Here is a 16,465-nt window from a genome sequence, read left to right as displayed (position 1 = left end):
ATGTGGGTCAGGCCCAGAAAGCCGGTATCGTCTCGTCCAGGCGCGGACCAATTCGCAATGGTGCAATCTTCTCTGCCAATCCACTGGAATCGGAGATCTCGATGCCGACACCGCAGATGGTCGCCGGACCGCTCGCAGCTTCGAAGCGGCCCTTCGGCATCTTCGAGATGAAGCGGTTCAGCGGCTCCTCCTTGTCCATTCCGAGCGAGGAGTCATAGTCACCGCACATGCCGGCATCCGACATGTAGCCGGTGCCGCCGTTGAGAATCTGGCAATCGGCGGTCGGCACATGGGTATGCGTTCCGACGACGAGGCTGGCGCGGCCATCGACGAAGTGGCCGAAGCACTGCTTCTCGCTGGTCGCCTCTGCATGAAAGTCGAACACGATCGCATCCGCCTGTTCCTTCAGCGGACAGGCATCGAGAATCGCTTCGGCGCTCTTGAACGGGTCGTCGAGTTCCGGATGCATGAACACCCGCCCCATGATGTTGGCGACCAGGATTCTCGCCCCGTTGCGGCCGTAGTAGATGCCGGAACCCCGACCCGGCGTTCCGGACGGATAGTTTGCGGGGCGGAGGAACTGCTCGTGGCGATCAGCAAAGACCACCGCCTCCTTCTGGTCCCAGACATGATTGCCGGTCGTCACCACATCGGCACCGGCGTTAATGGTTTCGAGGAAGATGTCTTCGGTGATCCCGAAGCCGCCTGCTGCGTTTTCGCCATTGACGATGACGAAATCGAGCCGCAGGTCCGAGATGAGGCCAGGAAGGCGTTCCCACACCGCCGTGCGCCCGCTCTTGCCAACCATGTCGCCGAGAAACAGAAGCCGCATGCTTGTCCAATCAAATCAGTCGAGGTGGCGCAGGCCACTTTCGGTCAGCACGGCCGGCAGTCTCACGTCGTGCGGTTCGGCGGGGACTGATGCCACTTCCTGGCAGTCGAAGGCAATCCCGATAAGACGCGGCTGCAGGTCTTTTTCGCGAAACCGGGCGATGGCGCGGTCATAATAGCCGCCTCCATAGCCGATCCGCTGACCGGTCGCATCGAAGGCGGCGACCGGCACCAGCATGATGTCCGGCTCCAGTTCGGCGGCATCCGGTCCCGGTGCTGATGTACCGAAACCGCAGTCGAGCAGTGGCGCACCGGGCACGAGTTCCCGGAATACGATCCGCTCCTTGTCGAGAATGACCGGCACGCAGATCCGCGCACCGCGCTGCCTCAGGCCCGCCATCAGCGGGCGCAGGTCCACCTCCGATCGAATAGGAAGGAAACCGGATACGATGTCGCCGGGGCTGACTGGGATTGTCGCGAGACCGTGATCCGCCAGTTGCAGGCTCTTCTCGATACGCTCCGCCATCGGGATCGCATCGCGGGCCGCCAGTCGGCCGGCCCTCAAGCGTGGTTTGCTTGCACTGTCGTCCATCATTCAGCCGGTTCTCCGGCTTTGCTGACAAGAAGCTTGTCGATCCGCCGGCCGTCGAGGTCGACCACCTCGAACTTCCAGCCCTGGCGTTCGAAGCATTCACCGAGTTCAGGCAGGTGCTTGATCTCATCGAGCACGAACCCGGCGACAGTCTCGTAATCCGGGTGCCCGTCTACTCGAAGGCCCATCTCATGAGAAAATTCATCGATCGGCATCCAGCCCGCCACCAGGAAGGAGCCGTCGTCGCGGGCGACGATGGCCGGCTCCTCCGTCTCGTCCTCCTGGAAGACACCGGTGATGGCCTCAAGAATGTCCCCCGAAGTGATGATGCCCTCGAAGTGCCCGTACTCGTCATAGACCAGGACCATGTGCGACGTCGTGCGCCGCAGTGCCTGTATTACGTCCAGCGCACCGGTCAGGTCGGAGACAACGGGCGCGTCCCGCATCAGGGACCTGATGTCGAAATTCTTGCCGGTGGCGATGAAGTCAAAGGCGTCCTTGACGAAGAGAACGCCCAGGATTTCGTCGGAACTCCCGTTGCGAACGGGCAGACGCGAACGCTGAGTAGCTCTCAACTGCTCCCGGATTTCCGCCGCATCGTCCTCGATGTCCACCACCTCGACGTCGCGGCGCGGGGTCATCAATCCGCGCGCCGTGCGGTCTGCAAGTCGCATGACGCCGGAAATCATCGCCGATTCTTCGGTCTCGATGACGCCGGCGCTTTGCGCCTCGGCAAGAACGGTCCGGATTTCCTCGTCCGTCACCCGATCGGCAGACGCGCCCTTCTGCCCCAGCAGGCCGAGAACGAGCTTGCCGGAAATGTCCAACAGCCAGACGAGCGGCGCGCCGATCTTGGCGACCAGCGTCATGGCCGGAGCAACGCGGGCCGCGACCGTCTCCGGAGCCCGCAACGCAATCTGCTTCGGAACCAGTTCACCGACGATGAGAGAGAGATAGGTGATGGCGACAACCACCGTACCGACGCCGATGGCGTTCGCCGTGCCGACTGCCAGACCCTGCGTCGCCAGCCATCCCGCAAAGCGCGATCCAAGCGTTGCGCCGGAGAACGCACCGGACAGGATACCGACCAGCGTGATGCCGATCTGAACCGAGGACAGGAACCGGCCCGGGTCATCGGCGAGGCGGATCGCCATCCTGGCACCCTTGTTCCCCTGCTCGGCCATGACCTTCAGCCGTACTGGGCGCGACGAGACGACGGCAAGTTCCGACATGGCAAGAACGCCGTTGAGGACGGTAAGCGCGAGGACGATCGAAATTTCGACTAACAAGAGAAGCTCTCTGTTGGGACGGAACCGACCCGCTTGCGCGCTGCACCGGCAACGCGACTGGGCGCAGGTCGCCCAGAAACTTCCGTCCAGGGATTTCGCGGCCGTCTCGTGCCAACATCGCACCGGCAGAGGTCGCTTATCCAGGTAAAGAAAATGATAGGGCTCGGGAGCCCCGGTGGCAATGGCAGCCAACTGGTCGACATGGGCGTCAGGACTGGAGCGACAGAAGGAGTTCGGCGCGGGTCCCGCTGGCTCTCGGCCTGTACTGGACGGCTGAGCCGAGCGTCGCAGCCATGGACTTGACGATGCGGCTGCCAAGGCCCGTGCCCTTGGGCGCATCGTTCTGCGTCCAGCCGATTCCGTCATCCTCGACGCTCAGGAGCACCTTCTCGCCTCCCTGCTGCTGCAGGGCGACACGAACCTCTCCCTCGCCTCCCTCGGGATAGGCATACTTGATCGCATTTGTCAGCAGCTCGGTGACGATCATCCCGACGGACACGGCGCGGTCGGAGGCAAGTGACACCGGGTCGGCCTCAAGCCGGATTACCGGCCCCTGCTGTTCCATGTTGACCGAATTCTGCACTTCCTTGACGAGTGTCCCGAGATATTTGTCCATCTCCACCTGCCGCACATCGTCGGACGTGTAGAGGCTGCGGTGCATGCCGGCGATCGCCGTGATGCGGGCCTGCGTCTCGGTCAGCGCCTCCTTCACCTCTTCGCTCTTGCTGTTGGAGACCTGCAGGCGGATAAGGGCGGCGACGAGCGCCAGGCTGTTGGCGACGCGATGGTTGACTTCGGCCAGCAGGACCTCCGCCCGTTCCTTGCCGAGCCGGATCTCCTGGTCGGCCTTTTCCTTGGCCTGCCGCAGCTCGGCATTGGTGATGGCCTGGCGCAACGCGCTTTCCATCAGCGGCCAGAATTCCTCGCCGACCGTCTTGATGACATAGTCGGAAGCACCGCTCTTCAGCGCCTCGATGGCGATGGTCGCCTCGCTTGAGCCGGTGACGTAGATGACGGGAAGCGAGATATTGCGCTGCTTCAGCGCGGCCAGGATCTGCAGCCCGGTTTCCGAACGCAGGTAGTGGTCCAGCACGATCGCTGAGAACGATCCGTTCTCCAGCGCCTCCAATGCCGAAGACGAATCCGCGGCATGCACGACGTCATAGCCGGCACGCCCCAGATATCTCTGCGCCAGGCGAGCCAGCGCGAGATCGTCGTCGACATAGAGTATGGTCTGCGGCATCTGCTTCCGTTATTGCCCCGGCACTTGCATCACAGAGAAAAACAGACCGAGCTGACGGATCGCATGGGCGAAGCTGTCGTAGTCGACGGGCTTCGTGATGTAGACGTTCGCACCGAGGTCATAGCACCGCTGGATTTCCCGCTCGTCGTCCGTGGTGGTCAGTATGACGACCGGCAGGCGCTTCGCATGCGGGTTGGACTTCACCTTCTCCAGGATGTCAATGCCTGACATGTCAGGCAGGTTGAGGTCGAGGAGGATCAGCAGGTGACGGTCCTGAGTACTGACGCCGGTGCGATCGCTGCCGAGGATGTAGTCCAGCGCAGCATTGCCGTTCATGAATGGAACGATCTCATTGTTGACGCCGGCGCGCCGGACGTTCTTCTCGATGAGGCGCGCATGGCCCTCATCGTCTTCCACCATGACGATGGTGACTTCCTTCGCTGCAGCTTTCATGACCCGCTACTCCTGACATACTGGGACAGATCCGTGGGCAGCCGGATGATGAAAGTGGATCCGCCCCCCAAGGTCGACGTCACGGTAATCTCGCCGCCTAAATTTCTGACTAACGATCGTACGTGGGCAAGGCCTATACCTTCTCCCGCCTTGTCTTGCACGCCCGATCTGCGGAAAAGTTCGAAGACCCGCTCGTGATCCTCCGGCGCAATACCGCGCCCATTGTCCTCCACCTCGATCCGCACGCCATTACGCTTCGCCGGCATGGCCCGCACAGCAAGATGCAGCGGACGGTCCGGATGCCGATACTTCACGGCGTTGTCGAACAGGTTGCCGAATATCTGTTCCAGAGAGAAACGGTCCGAGACCATGCCCCGCGCGCCACCGACCGCGATGCGGATCTCGCCCCCTGCCTCGTCGACTTGATGGTATATCGCGGCCGCCGTGTTCTCCAAGAGCTCTGCAAGGTCCACTGGCTCAGGCTTCAGCTCACGCCGCCCGTCCCGCGAGATCTTCAGGATTGCATTGATCAGTGCGTCCATCTTCTTGGTCGATGAACGGATGAAGGAAATGGCCTCTGGCAGGTCCTCCTCCACCGCGAGCCGTGCATCCCTGATCTCCTCCTCCGTCAGCGCTCCGCCTTCGGCCAGCACATAGGCTTTGACCGCGGCGAGCGTGGTATCGAGTTCGCTGGTAAAGCCCATGATATTGACGAGTGGCGCGCGCAGGTCATGCGAGACGATATAGGCGTAGCGCTGGATTTCCCGGTTTGCCTGCATGAGGTCCTCGGTACGCTCTTCGACCCGTTCCTCCAGGCTTGCATTGAGTTCCTCGACCGCGGTGCGGGCTCGCGAAAGCTCCCGAACATGCTGGGCGACAATGAGAATCGCACCGCCGACCACCGCAATGATGACAATGCCACCGCCGATTGCAAACCATTGCATCGAAGCAGCGGAATCCGACAACTCTTCAGCACCGGTGTCCAGCCTGACCTGGAATGAGTCGATGAAGCCCTGGAGCAAGTCCCGGAGTTCGTTCATGACCTGCCGACCATAGCTGGAGCGAACGACCTCGATCGCTCCGGCGACGTCACCTGCATCCACCATCGCCACAGTCTGTCTCAGCTCTGAAAGCTTCTCGTTGGTCAGATGCTCGACCCGGCCGATCTGGTCGGCCATCGAAGCCTCTGCCTTAAGCGCATCTCGCAATTTCTCCATTCGCAGGGGGAGCTCACGCAGGGACTGCTGGTACGGCTCCAGAAACGCCTTGTCCTGACTTAGCAGGTAACCGCGCTGGCCAGTTTCCGCGGCATGAAGCAGGATCAGCATGTCGGCAGAAGCCGCGCGAGCCGTCCGCAACTGCATGACGTTGTCGAAATAGGCCTGCGTCATCCTCGCTTGAATGAGAGACGAGAGCACGATGCCGACGAGGATGATGGCACCGACCAGAAGCATCAGGATCGATGAACGTGCGAAGGTATTCGTATTGAGCGGCATGGCATCCCGGCGTTTTGAGGCAGCGGGAAACTCGGGCTTGCGCCAGCCAAAGTCAAGGATTCGACTTTCGTCTAATGTATTCTTTAGTCAGTGCTAATTCTCGCACTGTTCCAAGGATTAAAACGCGCTATCGTCGCATTTCGGGGATGGGGATCATACGATGGAAGCGAACAGCGTCGTCCTGACTACAGACAACGAGCGTTTCAAGGTTCACGTTATCGAGAATGGCGTCACGACCGAGAGGCAGTTCCGGGTTCGCGCCTTTGCGGCTTCTTGGGCAGAAGGCCAAAGTCTCCGCTTGGGCGTCCATGTGGTCCAGGACATATCGCCGGCCACGGAACCGAGAACCTCTGCCCCCTCCGATTGCTACTCTCGACTTTGATCCAGAGGCGCGTCGTGCCCTCTGAGGCACCGGCTCTGGAACGTCGACGATTGCAGCAGACGCCCACGCTGTATTCACCGGGCTAATGCGGGCCGCAGGCATAGACGCCCTTGACGAAACAAGCTCGCTGGCATCTTCCTCTCCGCGATTTCAGGGGAAGATTCCAAATGCGTGAGAAGCTCGTCCGATTGCTCGCCACCCGGCTATGGGAACAGGTAATCATCACCATCATCGTATTGAACTCGATTGTCCTGGGTTTGATGACCTACCCCGGGATCGTCGCAGCCTATGGACCGGTCCTGCGGTTCCTCGACGCCGTGATCCTCGCCATCTTCGTGGTGGAACTGGTGGTGCGCATCTACGCGTTTGGCCCACGGTTCTTCCGCGATCCCTGGAGCCTGTTCGACTTTTCGGTCGTGGCGATTGCACTCATTCCCGCCACTGGTCCGTTCCAGGTGCTCCGCGCCTTGCGCATCCTGAGGGCGCTGCGGCTGATCTCGACAATGCCGGCGCTGCGCCGGGTGGTCGGAGGTCTCATCTCCGCCCTGCCCGGCATGAGTTCGATCCTGGTTCTGATGGCAATGCTGTTCTACGTCGCTGCAGTCATGGGCACCAACCTCTTCGGCCAGAGCTTTCCCGAGTGGTTTGGCACCCTGTCGGCTTCGCTCTACACCCTTTTCCAGGTGATGACTTTGGAGAGTTGGTCCATGGGCATTGTCAGACCGGTGATGGAAGTCCATCCGCAGGCCTGGGCCTTCTTCGTGCCGTTCATCCTGCTGTCTACCTACGCAGTCCTGAACCTTTTCATCGGTGTCATCGTGTCCGCCATGCAGCAGGAATCCGAAGCCTCCGCCTCCGCCGACCGGCAGGTACTTCACGACGATACGGTTACGATACTGGCGGAGATCAGGGCGCTCCGCAGCGAGGTGGAAGCCCTGCGGGCCGAAGGCGCCATCAGGCATGGCCGCGATGGTGAAACTGTCTGATGGCGAAACGGCGCCCATGGGCGCTTCTGCCCGAAACGTCGCCAACGGGGTATATGCGCGATCTGGAAAGACATTAGAGAAGTGCGATCCACGGCAACCGATGGAGAGTTACGATCCTGGGTGCCTACAAACGTAGGTGGGCGCCATATGTCCAAGCCCACGGGCCTGGTCAGGGACAGCTCCCTTTGGATCGAGTATGGCCCCAGGGATTGTGGTTCCTGTCGTGAGGCGCAGACCGCATCCAAGATATAGGCGCAAAATCGACCTTGCGCCAGTGGCGGTCGCGGTTTCAATTAAGTGAAGTCGTCCGGCCCGTCAGCTTGGCCGCCAGCGAGTCCAGTCGGCCGGTCAGCTCGCTGAGCGTCGACACCAGGACCTGCTCATTTTGGTCGCGGTCCTCGAGAGCGCCTGCCCGGGCAGAGTTGAGCTTCTCCACCTCCGCCTCCAGGTTTGCCACCTTGCGCGACAGCTCCGACAGCTCATCCATGACCATGATGCCGGCCATGACCGTAATCCGCAGGTCACCGATCTCGCCGAACTGGGATTTCAGATGGCCCACATATTGGTCGAAACGGGCGGCGAGCCCGGTCAGGTGGTCTTCCTGCCCCTCCTCGCAGGCCATGCGGTAGGCCTTGCCGTCGATCGTAACCGTCACCTGGGCCATGTCTCACTTCCCCTGTCGTGCCGTCAGCGATCCAGAACTGCGCGGATCGTTTCCATTGCGGTGACGAGCCGACGGGAGACCTCGCGGTTGACCTCTTCCAGGCGGTTCGCGCGGAACTGCGACTGGTCGAGCTCCTGCGCCAGGCGCGCCCGGTCCTCGTGCACCCGCCTTACCTCGCCCTCGATCTCGCTGTTCTGGCGCTGGTGCTCGATGCGCATGTCGACCGCATTCTCCAGGCGGCCGATGACAGCAGCCAGTTCCGCGAGCGCCTGATCCAACGTCTTGTCCGCCGGCATCCATGTCTTCCGTTGAATATGGCCCATGCGCCGACTCGGAACGGCGTCATCAGCCGAGAATGTCGTCAGCCTATTCTTGCCGATCCGAGGGGTCAACAAAACCGCGACCTGGTGCGCGTCAATCCTGTGAATCGTCCAGTATGCCGGAACCGTGGTACTGGTCGCGAAGCCCTTGCGGGACTTGCGATCGCTGGTCTCTGCGGCATCCTGGGAATGCCGGGTTTGTTGACTTGTGCGGCGCACCTGCTAAGGATCAGCCCGCTTTCATCCGGTCCCCGTCAGGACCGTGAACGACACCCGGAAACAGCGGAATAGCCATGATCTCTCGCGAAAAACACAATCGGATGGCGAACGCGATCCGCTTCCTCTCCATGGATGCAGTCGAGAAGGCCAATTCCGGCCATCCGGGCCTGCCCATGGGCGCCGCTGACGTCGCGACCGTCCTGTTCACCCGCTACATGAACTTCGACCCGAAGAACCCGCTCTGGCCCGATCGCGATCGGTTCGTGCTGTCGGCGGGCCATGGGTCGATGCTCCTCTATTCGCTGCTCTACCTGACGGGCTACGACGACATCACCATCGAGGACCTCAAGGAATTCCGCCAGCTCGGTTCCAAGACGGCCGGCCATCCCGAATACGGCCATATCTCGGGGATCGAGACCACCACCGGTCCGCTTGGGCAAGGACTGGCCAATGCCGTCGGCATGGCGATCGCCGAGCGCAAACTGGCTGAGGAATTCGGCCCGGAACTTCAGGATCACCACACCTATGTGCTCGCTGGCGACGGTTGCCTCATGGAGGGGATCAGCCAGGAAGCGATTGCGCTTGCCGGGCACCTGAAGCTCAACAAGCTCATTGTCTTCTGGGACGACAACTCCATTACCATTGACGGTGCCGTCTCACTGTCGGATTCCACCGACCAGATCGCCCGCTTCAAGGCGGTCAACTGGAACACGATCCAGGTGGACGGCCACGATCCGGACGCCATCGGTGCAGCCATAGAGGCGGCTCAGATCTCCGACAAGCCGACCCTCATTGCCTGCAAGACCGTGATCGGCTTCGGCGCCCCCAACAAGCAGGGGTCGCACAAGGTGCATGGCAGCCCGCTCGGCGCCGACGAGATCGCAGCGGCACGCAAGTCACTGGAATGGGAGGCGGAAGCCTTCAGCGTTCCGGCCGACGTCCTCGATGCATGGCGCCTCGCCGGGCTGCGCTCCACGAAGGTTCGCAAGGAATGGGAGGAGCGCCTCGCGGCCTCCCCCACCGAAAAGCGCGCAGAATTCGTCCGTCGTTTCGCCGGTGACCTGCCGGGAAGCTTCGACAGCACGATCGACGGCTTCAAGAAGAAGCTTGCCGAGAACAATCCGACGGTCGCCACTCGCAAGGCCTCGGAAGATGTCCTCGAAGTCGTCAACGGGCTTCTGCCGGAAGTGCTGGGCGGGTCGGCGGACCTGACGCCGTCGAACAACACCAAGACCAGCCAGATGAAGGCGATCACGCCGACCGACTTCTCGGGGCGCTATATCCACTACGGCATCCGCGAACACGGCATGGCGGCGGCGATGAACGGTATCGCCCTGCACGGGGGCCTGATCCCCTATGGTGGCGGCTTCCTGATCTTCTCGGATTATTGCCGGCCCTCCGTGCGCCTGGCCGCCCTCATGGGCATCCGCGTCGTTCACGTGTGGACGCATGATTCCATCGGCGTCGGCGAAGACGGCCCGACCCACCAGCCGATCGAGCATCTCGCGTCGCTGCGGGCGATCCCTAACCTGCTCCTCTTCCGTCCCGCCGACGAGACCGAGACCGCCGAATGCTGGCAACTCGCGCTGAAGGAAAAGAAGCGTCCGTCCGGTCTGGCCCTGACGCGCCAGAACCTGACGCCCGTCCGCAAGGACTATGAGGAGAAGAACCTCTGCGCCTACGGTGCCTACGACCTCATCTCGGCCAGCGATGCCAAAGTGACGATCTTTGCATCGGGTTCCGAGGTCGAGATCGCCGTCAAGGCTGCCGGACAACTCAATCAGAAGGGCGTCGCGACCCGTGTTGTCTCGGTGCCCTGTGTGGAACTGTTCATGGAACAGCCCGACGATTATCGCGAGGCGATCATCGGCACCTCGCCGGTCAAGATCGCCGTGGAGGCGGCTGTCCGGGAAGGCTGGGATGCCCTGATCGGTTCCGACGGCATCTTCATCGGCATGAAGTCCTTCGGGGCATCCGCGCCGGGCAAGGATCTCTACAAGCATTTCGGCATAACGGCGGAAGCCGTGGTGGCGGCGGCCGAGAAGCGACTTTCCTGAAGCCGTTCCTTCGCGTCAGCAAGGTTGAACCATACGTTACGACAGTCAGACGGGAGTATGTGAAATGACAGTGAAAGTGGGCATCAACGGTTTTGGCCGCATCGGCCGCAACGTCCTGCGCGCGATCCAGGAATCCGGCCGCACCGACATCGAAGTCGTGGCCATCAACGATCTGGGCCCGGTCGAGACCAACGCCCACCTGCTGCGCTATGACAGCGTGCACGGCAAGTTTCCGGCCGAGGTGCGGGTGGACGGTGACTCGATCGTCGTCGGCGGCGGCAAGCCGATCAAGGTGACCGCGGTCAAGGACCCGAAGGAACTGCCCTGGGGCGATGTCGATATCGCCATGGAGTGCACCGGCATCTTTACCTCCAAGGAGAAGGCCTCGCTTCACCTCTCCAACGGCTCGAAGCGGGTACTCGTCTCGGCCCCGGCCGACGGTGCGGACAAGACCATCGTCTACGGCGTCAACCACGACACGCTGACGAAGGACGACCTCGTCGTCTCCAACGCGTCCTGCACGACCAACTGCCTGGCACCTGTCGCCTATGTCCTGCACAAGGCATTCGGCATCGAGAAGGGCTACATGACGACGGTTCACTCCTACACGGGTGACCAGCCGACGCTCGACACCATGCACAAGGATCTCTACCGCGCCCGCGCCGCGGCCCTGTCGATGATCCCAACGTCCACGGGTGCTGCCAAGGCTGTCGGCCTCGTCCTGCCGGAACTGAAGGGCAAGCTCGACGGCTCGGCGATTCGCGTGCCCACCCCCAACGTCTCGGTCGTCGACCTGAAGTTCATCCCGTCGCGCAACGTCACCAAGGAAGAAGTCAACGAGGCGATCAAGGCTGCCGCCGAAGGCGAGCTGAAGGGCATCCTCGACTACGTCACCGGGCCGCTCGTTTCGATCGACTTCAACCACGATGCCCATTCTTCGAACTTCGCGGCTGACCAGACCAAGGTTCTGGAAGGCAACCTGGTGCGTATCCTCACCTGGTACGACAACGAGTGGGGCTTCTCGAACCGCATGTCCGATACGGCTGTTGCCATGGGCAAGCTCATCTAGGCTTGCCATAGATCGAGATTACGGAAAGCGGCGACCGGCATCGGTTCGCCGCTTTTTCTTTGCCTGCCCTTCTGTTGCCGGATTTGTTCCCGCCTTATCTATTGCTGGTACGATTCTTTCCGTTCACGGAAAATCCACGACAATATGCTGCTTGGTGGCTCGGGCCCGCGCCGTCAGTGACGGTGCAAGCGGGACTCGAGCCGTACGGAAAGGGGTGAAGGCGAAGATGGTGGAGGCATTCTATATATTCTTGCTGGTGGGCACGATCCTCGTGCTGGTCGCCGCCTTCTCCAGCTTGATTGCCTTCCGCTTTGGTGCGCCGCTGCTACTTGTCTTCCTGTCGATCGGCCTCATCGCCGGGGTCGACGGTCTCGGCATTTCCTTCGACAACTTCGCGTTCGCCTACATGCTGGGATCGCTTGCGCTCGCGGTCATCCTGTTCGATTCGGGCTTCGGGACATCGGTTCACTCATTCCGTGTCGCCGCATGGCCTGCGCTCACCCTTGCCTCGATAGGCGTGGTCCTGACCGCCTCCCTCTTCGCATTCGGCGCCATGCTGCTGCTCGACCTCTCCTGGCTCGAAGGTCTCCTGCTCGGTTCGATCGTCGGCTCCACCGATGCGGCGGCCGTCTTCTTCTTGCTGCGCATCGGCGGCATCAACATTCGTGACCAGGTCCGGTCTACTCTGGAAGTCGAGTCCGGCACAAACGACCCAATGGCGATTTTCCTGACCATCGCACTCGTCGAGGTTTTGGCCAGCGGTGAGGGCATTTCTGGCCTCAACGCAGACTTCCTGATGCTGTTCATAGAGCAGATGGCGCTCGGCCTGATCTTCGGCCTGCTGGGCGGCATGATGATCGTCTGGATCCTCAACCGCTTTACCTCCGACCGCAGCCTCGCACCCATCTTCGCGCTCGCCCTCGGCCTTCTCGTCTTCGCCTTCACCGGCGCGATCGGCGGCAGCGGCTTCCTCGCCGTCTATGTCGCTGGCATTTATTCCGGCAACCGCAGGATCTTCGCGCGGGAAGCCATCGCTCGCTTCCACGCCGGACTGACCTGGCTTGCCCAGATCATCATGTTCATCGTACTCGGACTGCTTGCCACCCCCTCTCAGTTTCCCTCGATCGCCATCCCGGCGATACTCCTCGGGCTCTTCCTGGTCTTCATCGCACGCCCGCTGGCAGTCTGGCTGAGCCTCCTGCCATTCCAGATGACGCAGCAGGAGACGGGCTTCGTGGCTTGGGTAGGCTTGCGCGGCGCGGTCTCGATCCTCCTCGCCATCCTGCCGCTGCTCGGCGGCATGGAAAACGGCCTCCTGTTCTTCAACACTGCCTTCATCATCGTCATGGTCTCGCTGGTTCTGCAGGGCTGGACCATCAAGCCCGTGGCGCGCAAGCTCGGGCTGATCATTCCGCCGCGCATGGGCGAGGTCGACAAGATCGAGCTCGACCTGCCGGGCAAGTCGACCCATGAACTCATTTCATATCGAGTCATGAAGGAGAGTCCTGTCCTGCGGGGCGAACGAATCCCGCGCTGGGCCATGCCGTCTCTCGTCATCCGCGACGGTCGCAGCATGCGCTATCAGTACGCGGGCCGCCTGCAGGAGGGTGACCAGGTCTACCTGTTCGTCACCCCGAACTACACCCGCTTGCTGGACCGCCTTTTTGCCAGTCGCGCACCGGTGGAAGAGGACGACGAGGATTTCTTCGGTGCCTTCTCGATTTCGCCGTCCCGACCCGCCAAGGAACTGGACGCCGCCTATGGCCCGGGCCTTTTGTCCCCGACCGAGCAGCACATGACCATCGCGGACCTCTTGACGCATCGGCTCGGGGGAAGAGCAGAGTATGCGGATCGCGTCCGCTTCGGCTCCGTGGTGCTGATCGTGCGGGATCTGGACGAGCAGAATGTCATCAAGAGCGTCGGCGTTTCACTCGAGCCGGTAGAACCGGCCACGGCCCTGCCCGTGTTCATCAACATGCGCGAGATCGCCCACCGAGTCCGCGATCGGCTCCGGCAGTATCGCGGTAAATCGGCCAAGGCGCCGGAGGCAGGGCACCGCGGCGAGGAGAGTGACTGAGGCGGGACGGCGCTGCGGCTCAATGCCTTGCGCGACGGATCAGGAATAGTATGGTCCGTCGCGACCCAGTGCCTACGAGGATCATCCATGCCTGCTTTCAAGACTCTTGACAACCTCACCGACATTGCCGGGAAGCGTGTGCTCCTGCGCGTCGATCTCAACGTTCCGGTTGCAGACGGTGAAGTGACCGATGCAACCCGTATCGAGCGCGTCGCGCCGACAATCCGTGAGCTCTCCGACAAAGGGGCCAAGGTGATCCTGCTCGCGCATTTCGGCCGTCCCAAGGGAGCAGTGGTCCCGGATATGTCCTTGTCGGTGATCTCGTCGGCGGTCGAACAGGTTCTGGACCACGCCGTCTTTTTTGCCTCCGACTGCATCGGCGCGCCGGCCGAGGAGGCCATCGCCAAGATGAATGACGGCGATATCCTGCTCCTGGAGAACACGCGCTTTCACAAGGGCGAGGAGAAGAACGATCCCGACTTCACCGCGGCACTTGCGAAGAACGGGGACATCTACGTCAACGACGCCTTCTCCGCCGCGCACCGCGCCCATGCATCGACCGAGGGGCTGGCCCATCACCTGCCCTCCTATGCCGGCCGCACGATGCAGGCGGAACTGGAGGCTCTCGAAAAAGGTCTCGGCAACCCCGCCCGCCCCGTGGTCGCGATCGTCGGCGGCGCCAAGGTTTCGACCAAGATCGACCTCCTGATGAACCTCGTGAAGAAGGTCGACGCGCTGGTCATCGGCGGCGGCATGGCGAACACCTTCCTGGCCGCCCGCGGCGTTTCCGTTGGCAAGTCGCTGTGCGAGCACGATCTTGCGACGACCGCGAACAACATCATGGCAGAAGCGGAAGCCTCCGGCTGCGCCATCGTCCTGCCGGTAGACGGTGTCATCGCCCGGGAGTTCAAGGCGGACGCCGAGAGCGAAGTGGTGGCCATCGACGCAATCCCGGCCGATGCGATGGTGCTGGACGTGGGACCGGAGTCCATCGAGAAGGTCAATGACTGGATCTCCAAGGCGCAGACGCTGGTCTGGAACGGGCCGCTTGGGGCATTCGAGATCGCGCCCTTCGACAGGGCAACTGTCGCGGCTGCCCGTCACGCTGCGGAGGAGACACGGTCCGGCAGGCTCGTGTCGATCGCTGGTGGCGGCGATACGGTCGCTGCCCTGAACCACGCCGGCGTCGCAGACGACTTCACCTATATCTCGACGGCGGGCGGCGCCTTCCTCGAGTGGATGGAAGGCAAGGAGCTTCCGGGCGTCGCGGTGCTCGCGAAGTAAGAGAAGCATTGAAAGCGCGTAAGCTAGGGGCCAGCGCGCCTTCATCAACCACGTTTAAAACATTTAGAGATTTTAAACGATTGAAATAATTTCAATCGTTTCAAACAATTAGAGCGGGATTTGCCTCTCAGGCAACTTCTGATATCGCCCGATCACGGTTTACGGCTAACGGAAACAGCGGTGTGTGCGTATCGCGCCGTTTTGGGATAGGAGTAAGACATGGTCCACGCGAAGATGTTGGAAAAGATCAGTTCGGCACCGGGCTTCATCGCGGCTCTGGACCAGAGCGGCGGCTCGACTCCGAAGGCGCTGAGCCTCTACGGCATCTCGGACTCCGACTATCAGGGCGACGAGGAAATGTTCCGCCTGATGCATGCCATGCGCGTCCGCATCATGAAGGCACCTGCCTTTACGGGTGAGAAGATCATCGGAGCCATCCTCTTCGAACGCACCATGGATGGTGACGTCGACGGGCAGCCCGTCCCCTCCTACCTCTGGGAAAAGCGCGGGGTCGTTCCGTTCCTCAAGGTAGACAAGGGCTTGGAGGCGGAGCAGACCGGCGTCCAGATGATGAAGGCCATGCCTGATCTTGATGCGCTCTTGGTCCGCGGTCGCGAAAAGGGAATCTTCGGCACCAAGATGCGCTCGGTGATTGCCGAGGCCGACAAGGCAGGAATCGCTGCCGTGGTGAAGCAGCAGTTCGAGGTGGGTCGCCAGATCATCGGCCAGGGCCTCATGCCGATCATCGAGCCTGAAGTCTCGATCAAGAGCCCGACGAAGGAAGAGGCCGAGGCGATCCTGCGGGACGAGATCGCGCAGCAGCTCGACAAGCTCCCGGCGGGTGAGAACGTCATGCTGAAGCTGACGATCCCGACGGTGGCGGATTTCTACGCGCCGCTCATCGCCCACAAGTCGGTGATCCGCGTCGTTGCCCTTTCCGGCGGCTACACCACCGCGGACGCCTGTGAGAAGCTGAGCCATAACCGTGGCATGATCGCCAGCTTCTCGCGTGCGCTGACGGAAAAGCTGCGCGTTTCCATGAGTGACGCGGAGTTTAATTCCAGCCTGGCCGAGACGATCGATCAGATCTACGCCGCAAGCGTCAACAAGGCCTGAGGCCAGGCCGAAGCCAGCGGCAGGAATGCGAAGGCTTCTTGGCGGACCACCCGCACATATCGTAGGCCGCGCCGTCATCGGCGCGGCCTTTTCCGTGATCGATCCAGGAAGCGGCTAGGTCAGATCCCTCGCCAGCAGGGTCACGGCCCAGATCACGATCGCAGCCACGGCGATCTTCCAGAAATCGGCTCTGCGCCTCAGCCCCGGCAGCCCGAGCGGCCTGATGATATGGACCAGCATGGCCAGCAGCAGAAGGAGACCGATCGCCTTCGTCATTGAATATCTCCCAAGCACCAGCTCCGTCACAGGCTGGTCATCTTTGCTGGCCACCAATGCGCAGCACCGAATCGGCTATGCCGGAACGTTGTCACCGCCCGTTAATCCTCG

15 protein-coding genes and 1 other RNA gene are annotated in these 16,465 nt (G+C 61.8%); 6 read left to right on the top strand and 10 right to left on the bottom strand.

The genetic code is table 11. The features are described from left to right. Nucleotides 1–7: 7 nt before the first annotated feature. The 6 genes from ACEPP2_RS14410 to ACEPP2_RS14385 all read right to left on the bottom strand — a co-directional run bounded on the left by ACEPP2_RS14410 (nucleotide 8) and on the right by ACEPP2_RS14385 (nucleotide 5,904). Nucleotides 8–832 carry a TIGR00282 family metallophosphoesterase gene (locus ACEPP2_RS14410; RefSeq protein ID WP_139346360.1) on the bottom strand — a complete coding sequence of 275 codons (825 nt, stop codon included), beginning with the start codon at nucleotides 830–832 and terminating at the stop codon, nucleotides 8–10. Between the two features lie 15 nt (nucleotides 833–847). Then, complete coding sequence (locus ACEPP2_RS14405; protein WP_142590139.1) at nucleotides 848–1,423, bottom strand: 5-formyltetrahydrofolate cyclo-ligase; 576 nt, start codon at nucleotides 1,421–1,423, stop codon at nucleotides 848–850. Then, nucleotides 1,423–2,712 (bottom strand): hemolysin family protein, encoded by a 1,290-nt coding sequence (locus tag ACEPP2_RS14400; protein ID WP_142589906.1) that lies wholly within the window; start codon nucleotides 2,710–2,712, stop codon nucleotides 1,423–1,425. Before ACEPP2_RS14400 ends, ACEPP2_RS14405 begins: the two co-directional genes overlap by 1 nt. 208 nt (nucleotides 2,713–2,920) lie before the next feature. Beyond that, complete coding sequence (locus ACEPP2_RS14395) at nucleotides 2,921–3,955, bottom strand: sensor histidine kinase (RefSeq protein ID WP_152339554.1); 1,035 nt, start codon at nucleotides 3,953–3,955, stop codon at nucleotides 2,921–2,923. 9 nt (nucleotides 3,956–3,964) lie between these two features. Continuing rightward, complete coding sequence (locus ACEPP2_RS14390; RefSeq protein WP_052639238.1) at nucleotides 3,965–4,408, bottom strand: response regulator; 444 nt, start codon at nucleotides 4,406–4,408, stop codon at nucleotides 3,965–3,967. Then, the gene (locus ACEPP2_RS14385; RefSeq protein WP_152339553.1) at nucleotides 4,405–5,904 is read right to left on the bottom strand and encodes a sensor histidine kinase; all 1,500 of its coding nucleotides are present in this window, start codon (nucleotides 5,902–5,904) and stop codon (nucleotides 4,405–4,407) included. The genes ACEPP2_RS14390 and ACEPP2_RS14385 overlap by 4 nt, the downstream gene beginning before the upstream one ends. A 549-nt stretch (nucleotides 5,905–6,453) precedes the next feature. On the opposite strand from ACEPP2_RS14385, the gene ACEPP2_RS14380 reads away from it, so the two are divergent. Further along, nucleotides 6,454–7,272 (top strand): ion transporter, encoded by an 819-nt coding sequence (locus ACEPP2_RS14380; protein WP_395516983.1) that lies wholly within the window; start codon nucleotides 6,454–6,456, stop codon nucleotides 7,270–7,272. 81 nt (nucleotides 7,273–7,353) lie between these two features. Here the strand turns inward: ACEPP2_RS14380 and ssrS are convergent. From ssrS to ACEPP2_RS14365, 3 genes are all read right to left on the bottom strand, one after another. Further along, nucleotides 7,354–7,512, bottom strand: a non-coding RNA gene (gene ssrS, locus ACEPP2_RS14375) — 6S RNA. Nucleotides 7,513–7,561: 49 nt separating this feature from the next. Continuing rightward, nucleotides 7,562–7,936: a cell division protein ZapA gene (locus ACEPP2_RS14370; RefSeq protein WP_142589911.1), complete on the bottom strand. Its 375-nt coding sequence runs from the start codon at nucleotides 7,934–7,936 to the stop codon at nucleotides 7,562–7,564. A gap of 23 nt (nucleotides 7,937–7,959) precedes the next feature. Then, nucleotides 7,960–8,232: a DUF4164 domain-containing protein gene (locus tag ACEPP2_RS14365; protein WP_052639244.1), complete on the bottom strand. Its 273-nt coding sequence runs from the start codon at nucleotides 8,230–8,232 to the stop codon at nucleotides 7,960–7,962. A 317-nt stretch (nucleotides 8,233–8,549) separates the two neighbouring features. Between ACEPP2_RS14365 and tkt the strand changes: the two genes are divergently transcribed. The 5 genes from tkt (at nucleotide 8,550) to ACEPP2_RS14340 (ending at nucleotide 16,078) form a co-directional block, all read left to right on the top strand. Continuing rightward, nucleotides 8,550–10,532, top strand: a complete 1,983-nt coding sequence (tkt, locus tag ACEPP2_RS14360; protein ID WP_077549603.1) for a transketolase — start codon at nucleotides 8,550–8,552, stop codon at nucleotides 10,530–10,532. A 64-nt stretch (nucleotides 10,533–10,596) separates the two neighbouring features. Next, on the top strand, nucleotides 10,597–11,601 hold the full coding sequence (gene gap, locus ACEPP2_RS14355) for a type I glyceraldehyde-3-phosphate dehydrogenase (RefSeq protein WP_077549604.1): 1,005 nt from the start codon (nucleotides 10,597–10,599) through the stop codon (nucleotides 11,599–11,601). 226 nt (nucleotides 11,602–11,827) lie between these two features. Further along, nucleotides 11,828–13,678: a potassium/proton antiporter gene (locus ACEPP2_RS14350; RefSeq protein WP_395516982.1), complete on the top strand. Its 1,851-nt coding sequence runs from the start codon at nucleotides 11,828–11,830 to the stop codon at nucleotides 13,676–13,678. Between the two features lie 87 nt (nucleotides 13,679–13,765). Then, nucleotides 13,766–14,962 carry a phosphoglycerate kinase gene (locus tag ACEPP2_RS14345; RefSeq protein ID WP_395516981.1) on the top strand — a complete coding sequence of 399 codons (1,197 nt, stop codon included), beginning with the start codon at nucleotides 13,766–13,768 and terminating at the stop codon, nucleotides 14,960–14,962. A gap of 219 nt (nucleotides 14,963–15,181) precedes the next feature. Next, the gene (locus tag ACEPP2_RS14340) at nucleotides 15,182–16,078 is read left to right on the top strand and encodes a fructose bisphosphate aldolase (RefSeq protein ID WP_395516980.1); all 897 of its coding nucleotides are present in this window, start codon (nucleotides 15,182–15,184) and stop codon (nucleotides 16,076–16,078) included. Between the two features lie 114 nt (nucleotides 16,079–16,192). Here ACEPP2_RS14340 and ACEPP2_RS14335 read toward each other — a convergent pair whose 3' ends face one another. Further along, nucleotides 16,193–16,354: a hypothetical protein gene (locus ACEPP2_RS14335; RefSeq protein ID WP_172972456.1), complete on the bottom strand. Its 162-nt coding sequence runs from the start codon at nucleotides 16,352–16,354 to the stop codon at nucleotides 16,193–16,195. Between the last annotated feature and the right edge of the window lie 111 nt (nucleotides 16,355–16,465).

It is taken from the genome of Pseudorhizobium flavum, assembly GCF_044142885.1.
Taxonomy (GTDB): Bacteria; Pseudomonadota; Alphaproteobacteria; order Rhizobiales; family Rhizobiaceae; genus Neorhizobium; species Neorhizobium flavum.
Note: the sequence above shows the minus strand (reverse complement) of the source record. Positions and strands in the feature narration are given on the sequence as shown.

Coding starts and splice junctions, on each gene's coding strand:
- ACEPP2_RS14335 (WP_172972456.1), bottom strand. CDS start 16,354: ATGACGAAGGCGATCGGTCTCCTTCTGCTGCTGGCCATGCTGGTCCAT.
- ACEPP2_RS14345 (WP_395516981.1), top strand. CDS start 13,766: ATGCCTGCTTTCAAGACTCTTGACAACCTCACCGACATTGCCGGGAAG.
- ACEPP2_RS14410 (WP_139346360.1), bottom strand. CDS start 832: ATGCGGCTTCTGTTTCTCGGCGACATGGTTGGCAAGAGCGGGCGCACG.
- ACEPP2_RS14385 (WP_152339553.1), bottom strand. CDS start 5,904: ATGCCGCTCAATACGAATACCTTCGCACGTTCATCGATCCTGATGCTT.
- ACEPP2_RS14390 (WP_052639238.1), bottom strand. CDS start 4,408: ATGAAAGCTGCAGCGAAGGAAGTCACCATCGTCATGGTGGAAGACGAT.
- gap (WP_077549604.1), top strand. CDS start 10,597: ATGACAGTGAAAGTGGGCATCAACGGTTTTGGCCGCATCGGCCGCAAC.
- ACEPP2_RS14365 (WP_052639244.1), bottom strand. CDS start 8,232: ATGCCGGCGGACAAGACGTTGGATCAGGCGCTCGCGGAACTGGCTGCT.
- tkt (WP_077549603.1), top strand. CDS start 8,550: ATGATCTCTCGCGAAAAACACAATCGGATGGCGAACGCGATCCGCTTC.
- ACEPP2_RS14370 (WP_142589911.1), bottom strand. CDS start 7,936: ATGGCCCAGGTGACGGTTACGATCGACGGCAAGGCCTACCGCATGGCC.
- ACEPP2_RS14395 (WP_152339554.1), bottom strand. CDS start 3,955: ATGCCGCAGACCATACTCTATGTCGACGACGATCTCGCGCTGGCTCGC.
- ACEPP2_RS14350 (WP_395516982.1), top strand. CDS start 11,828: ATGGTGGAGGCATTCTATATATTCTTGCTGGTGGGCACGATCCTCGTG.
- ACEPP2_RS14380 (WP_395516983.1), top strand. CDS start 6,454: ATGCGTGAGAAGCTCGTCCGATTGCTCGCCACCCGGCTATGGGAACAG.
- ACEPP2_RS14405 (WP_142590139.1), bottom strand. CDS start 1,423: ATGGACGACAGTGCAAGCAAACCACGCTTGAGGGCCGGCCGACTGGCG.
- ACEPP2_RS14340 (WP_395516980.1), top strand. CDS start 15,182: ATGGTCCACGCGAAGATGTTGGAAAAGATCAGTTCGGCACCGGGCTTC.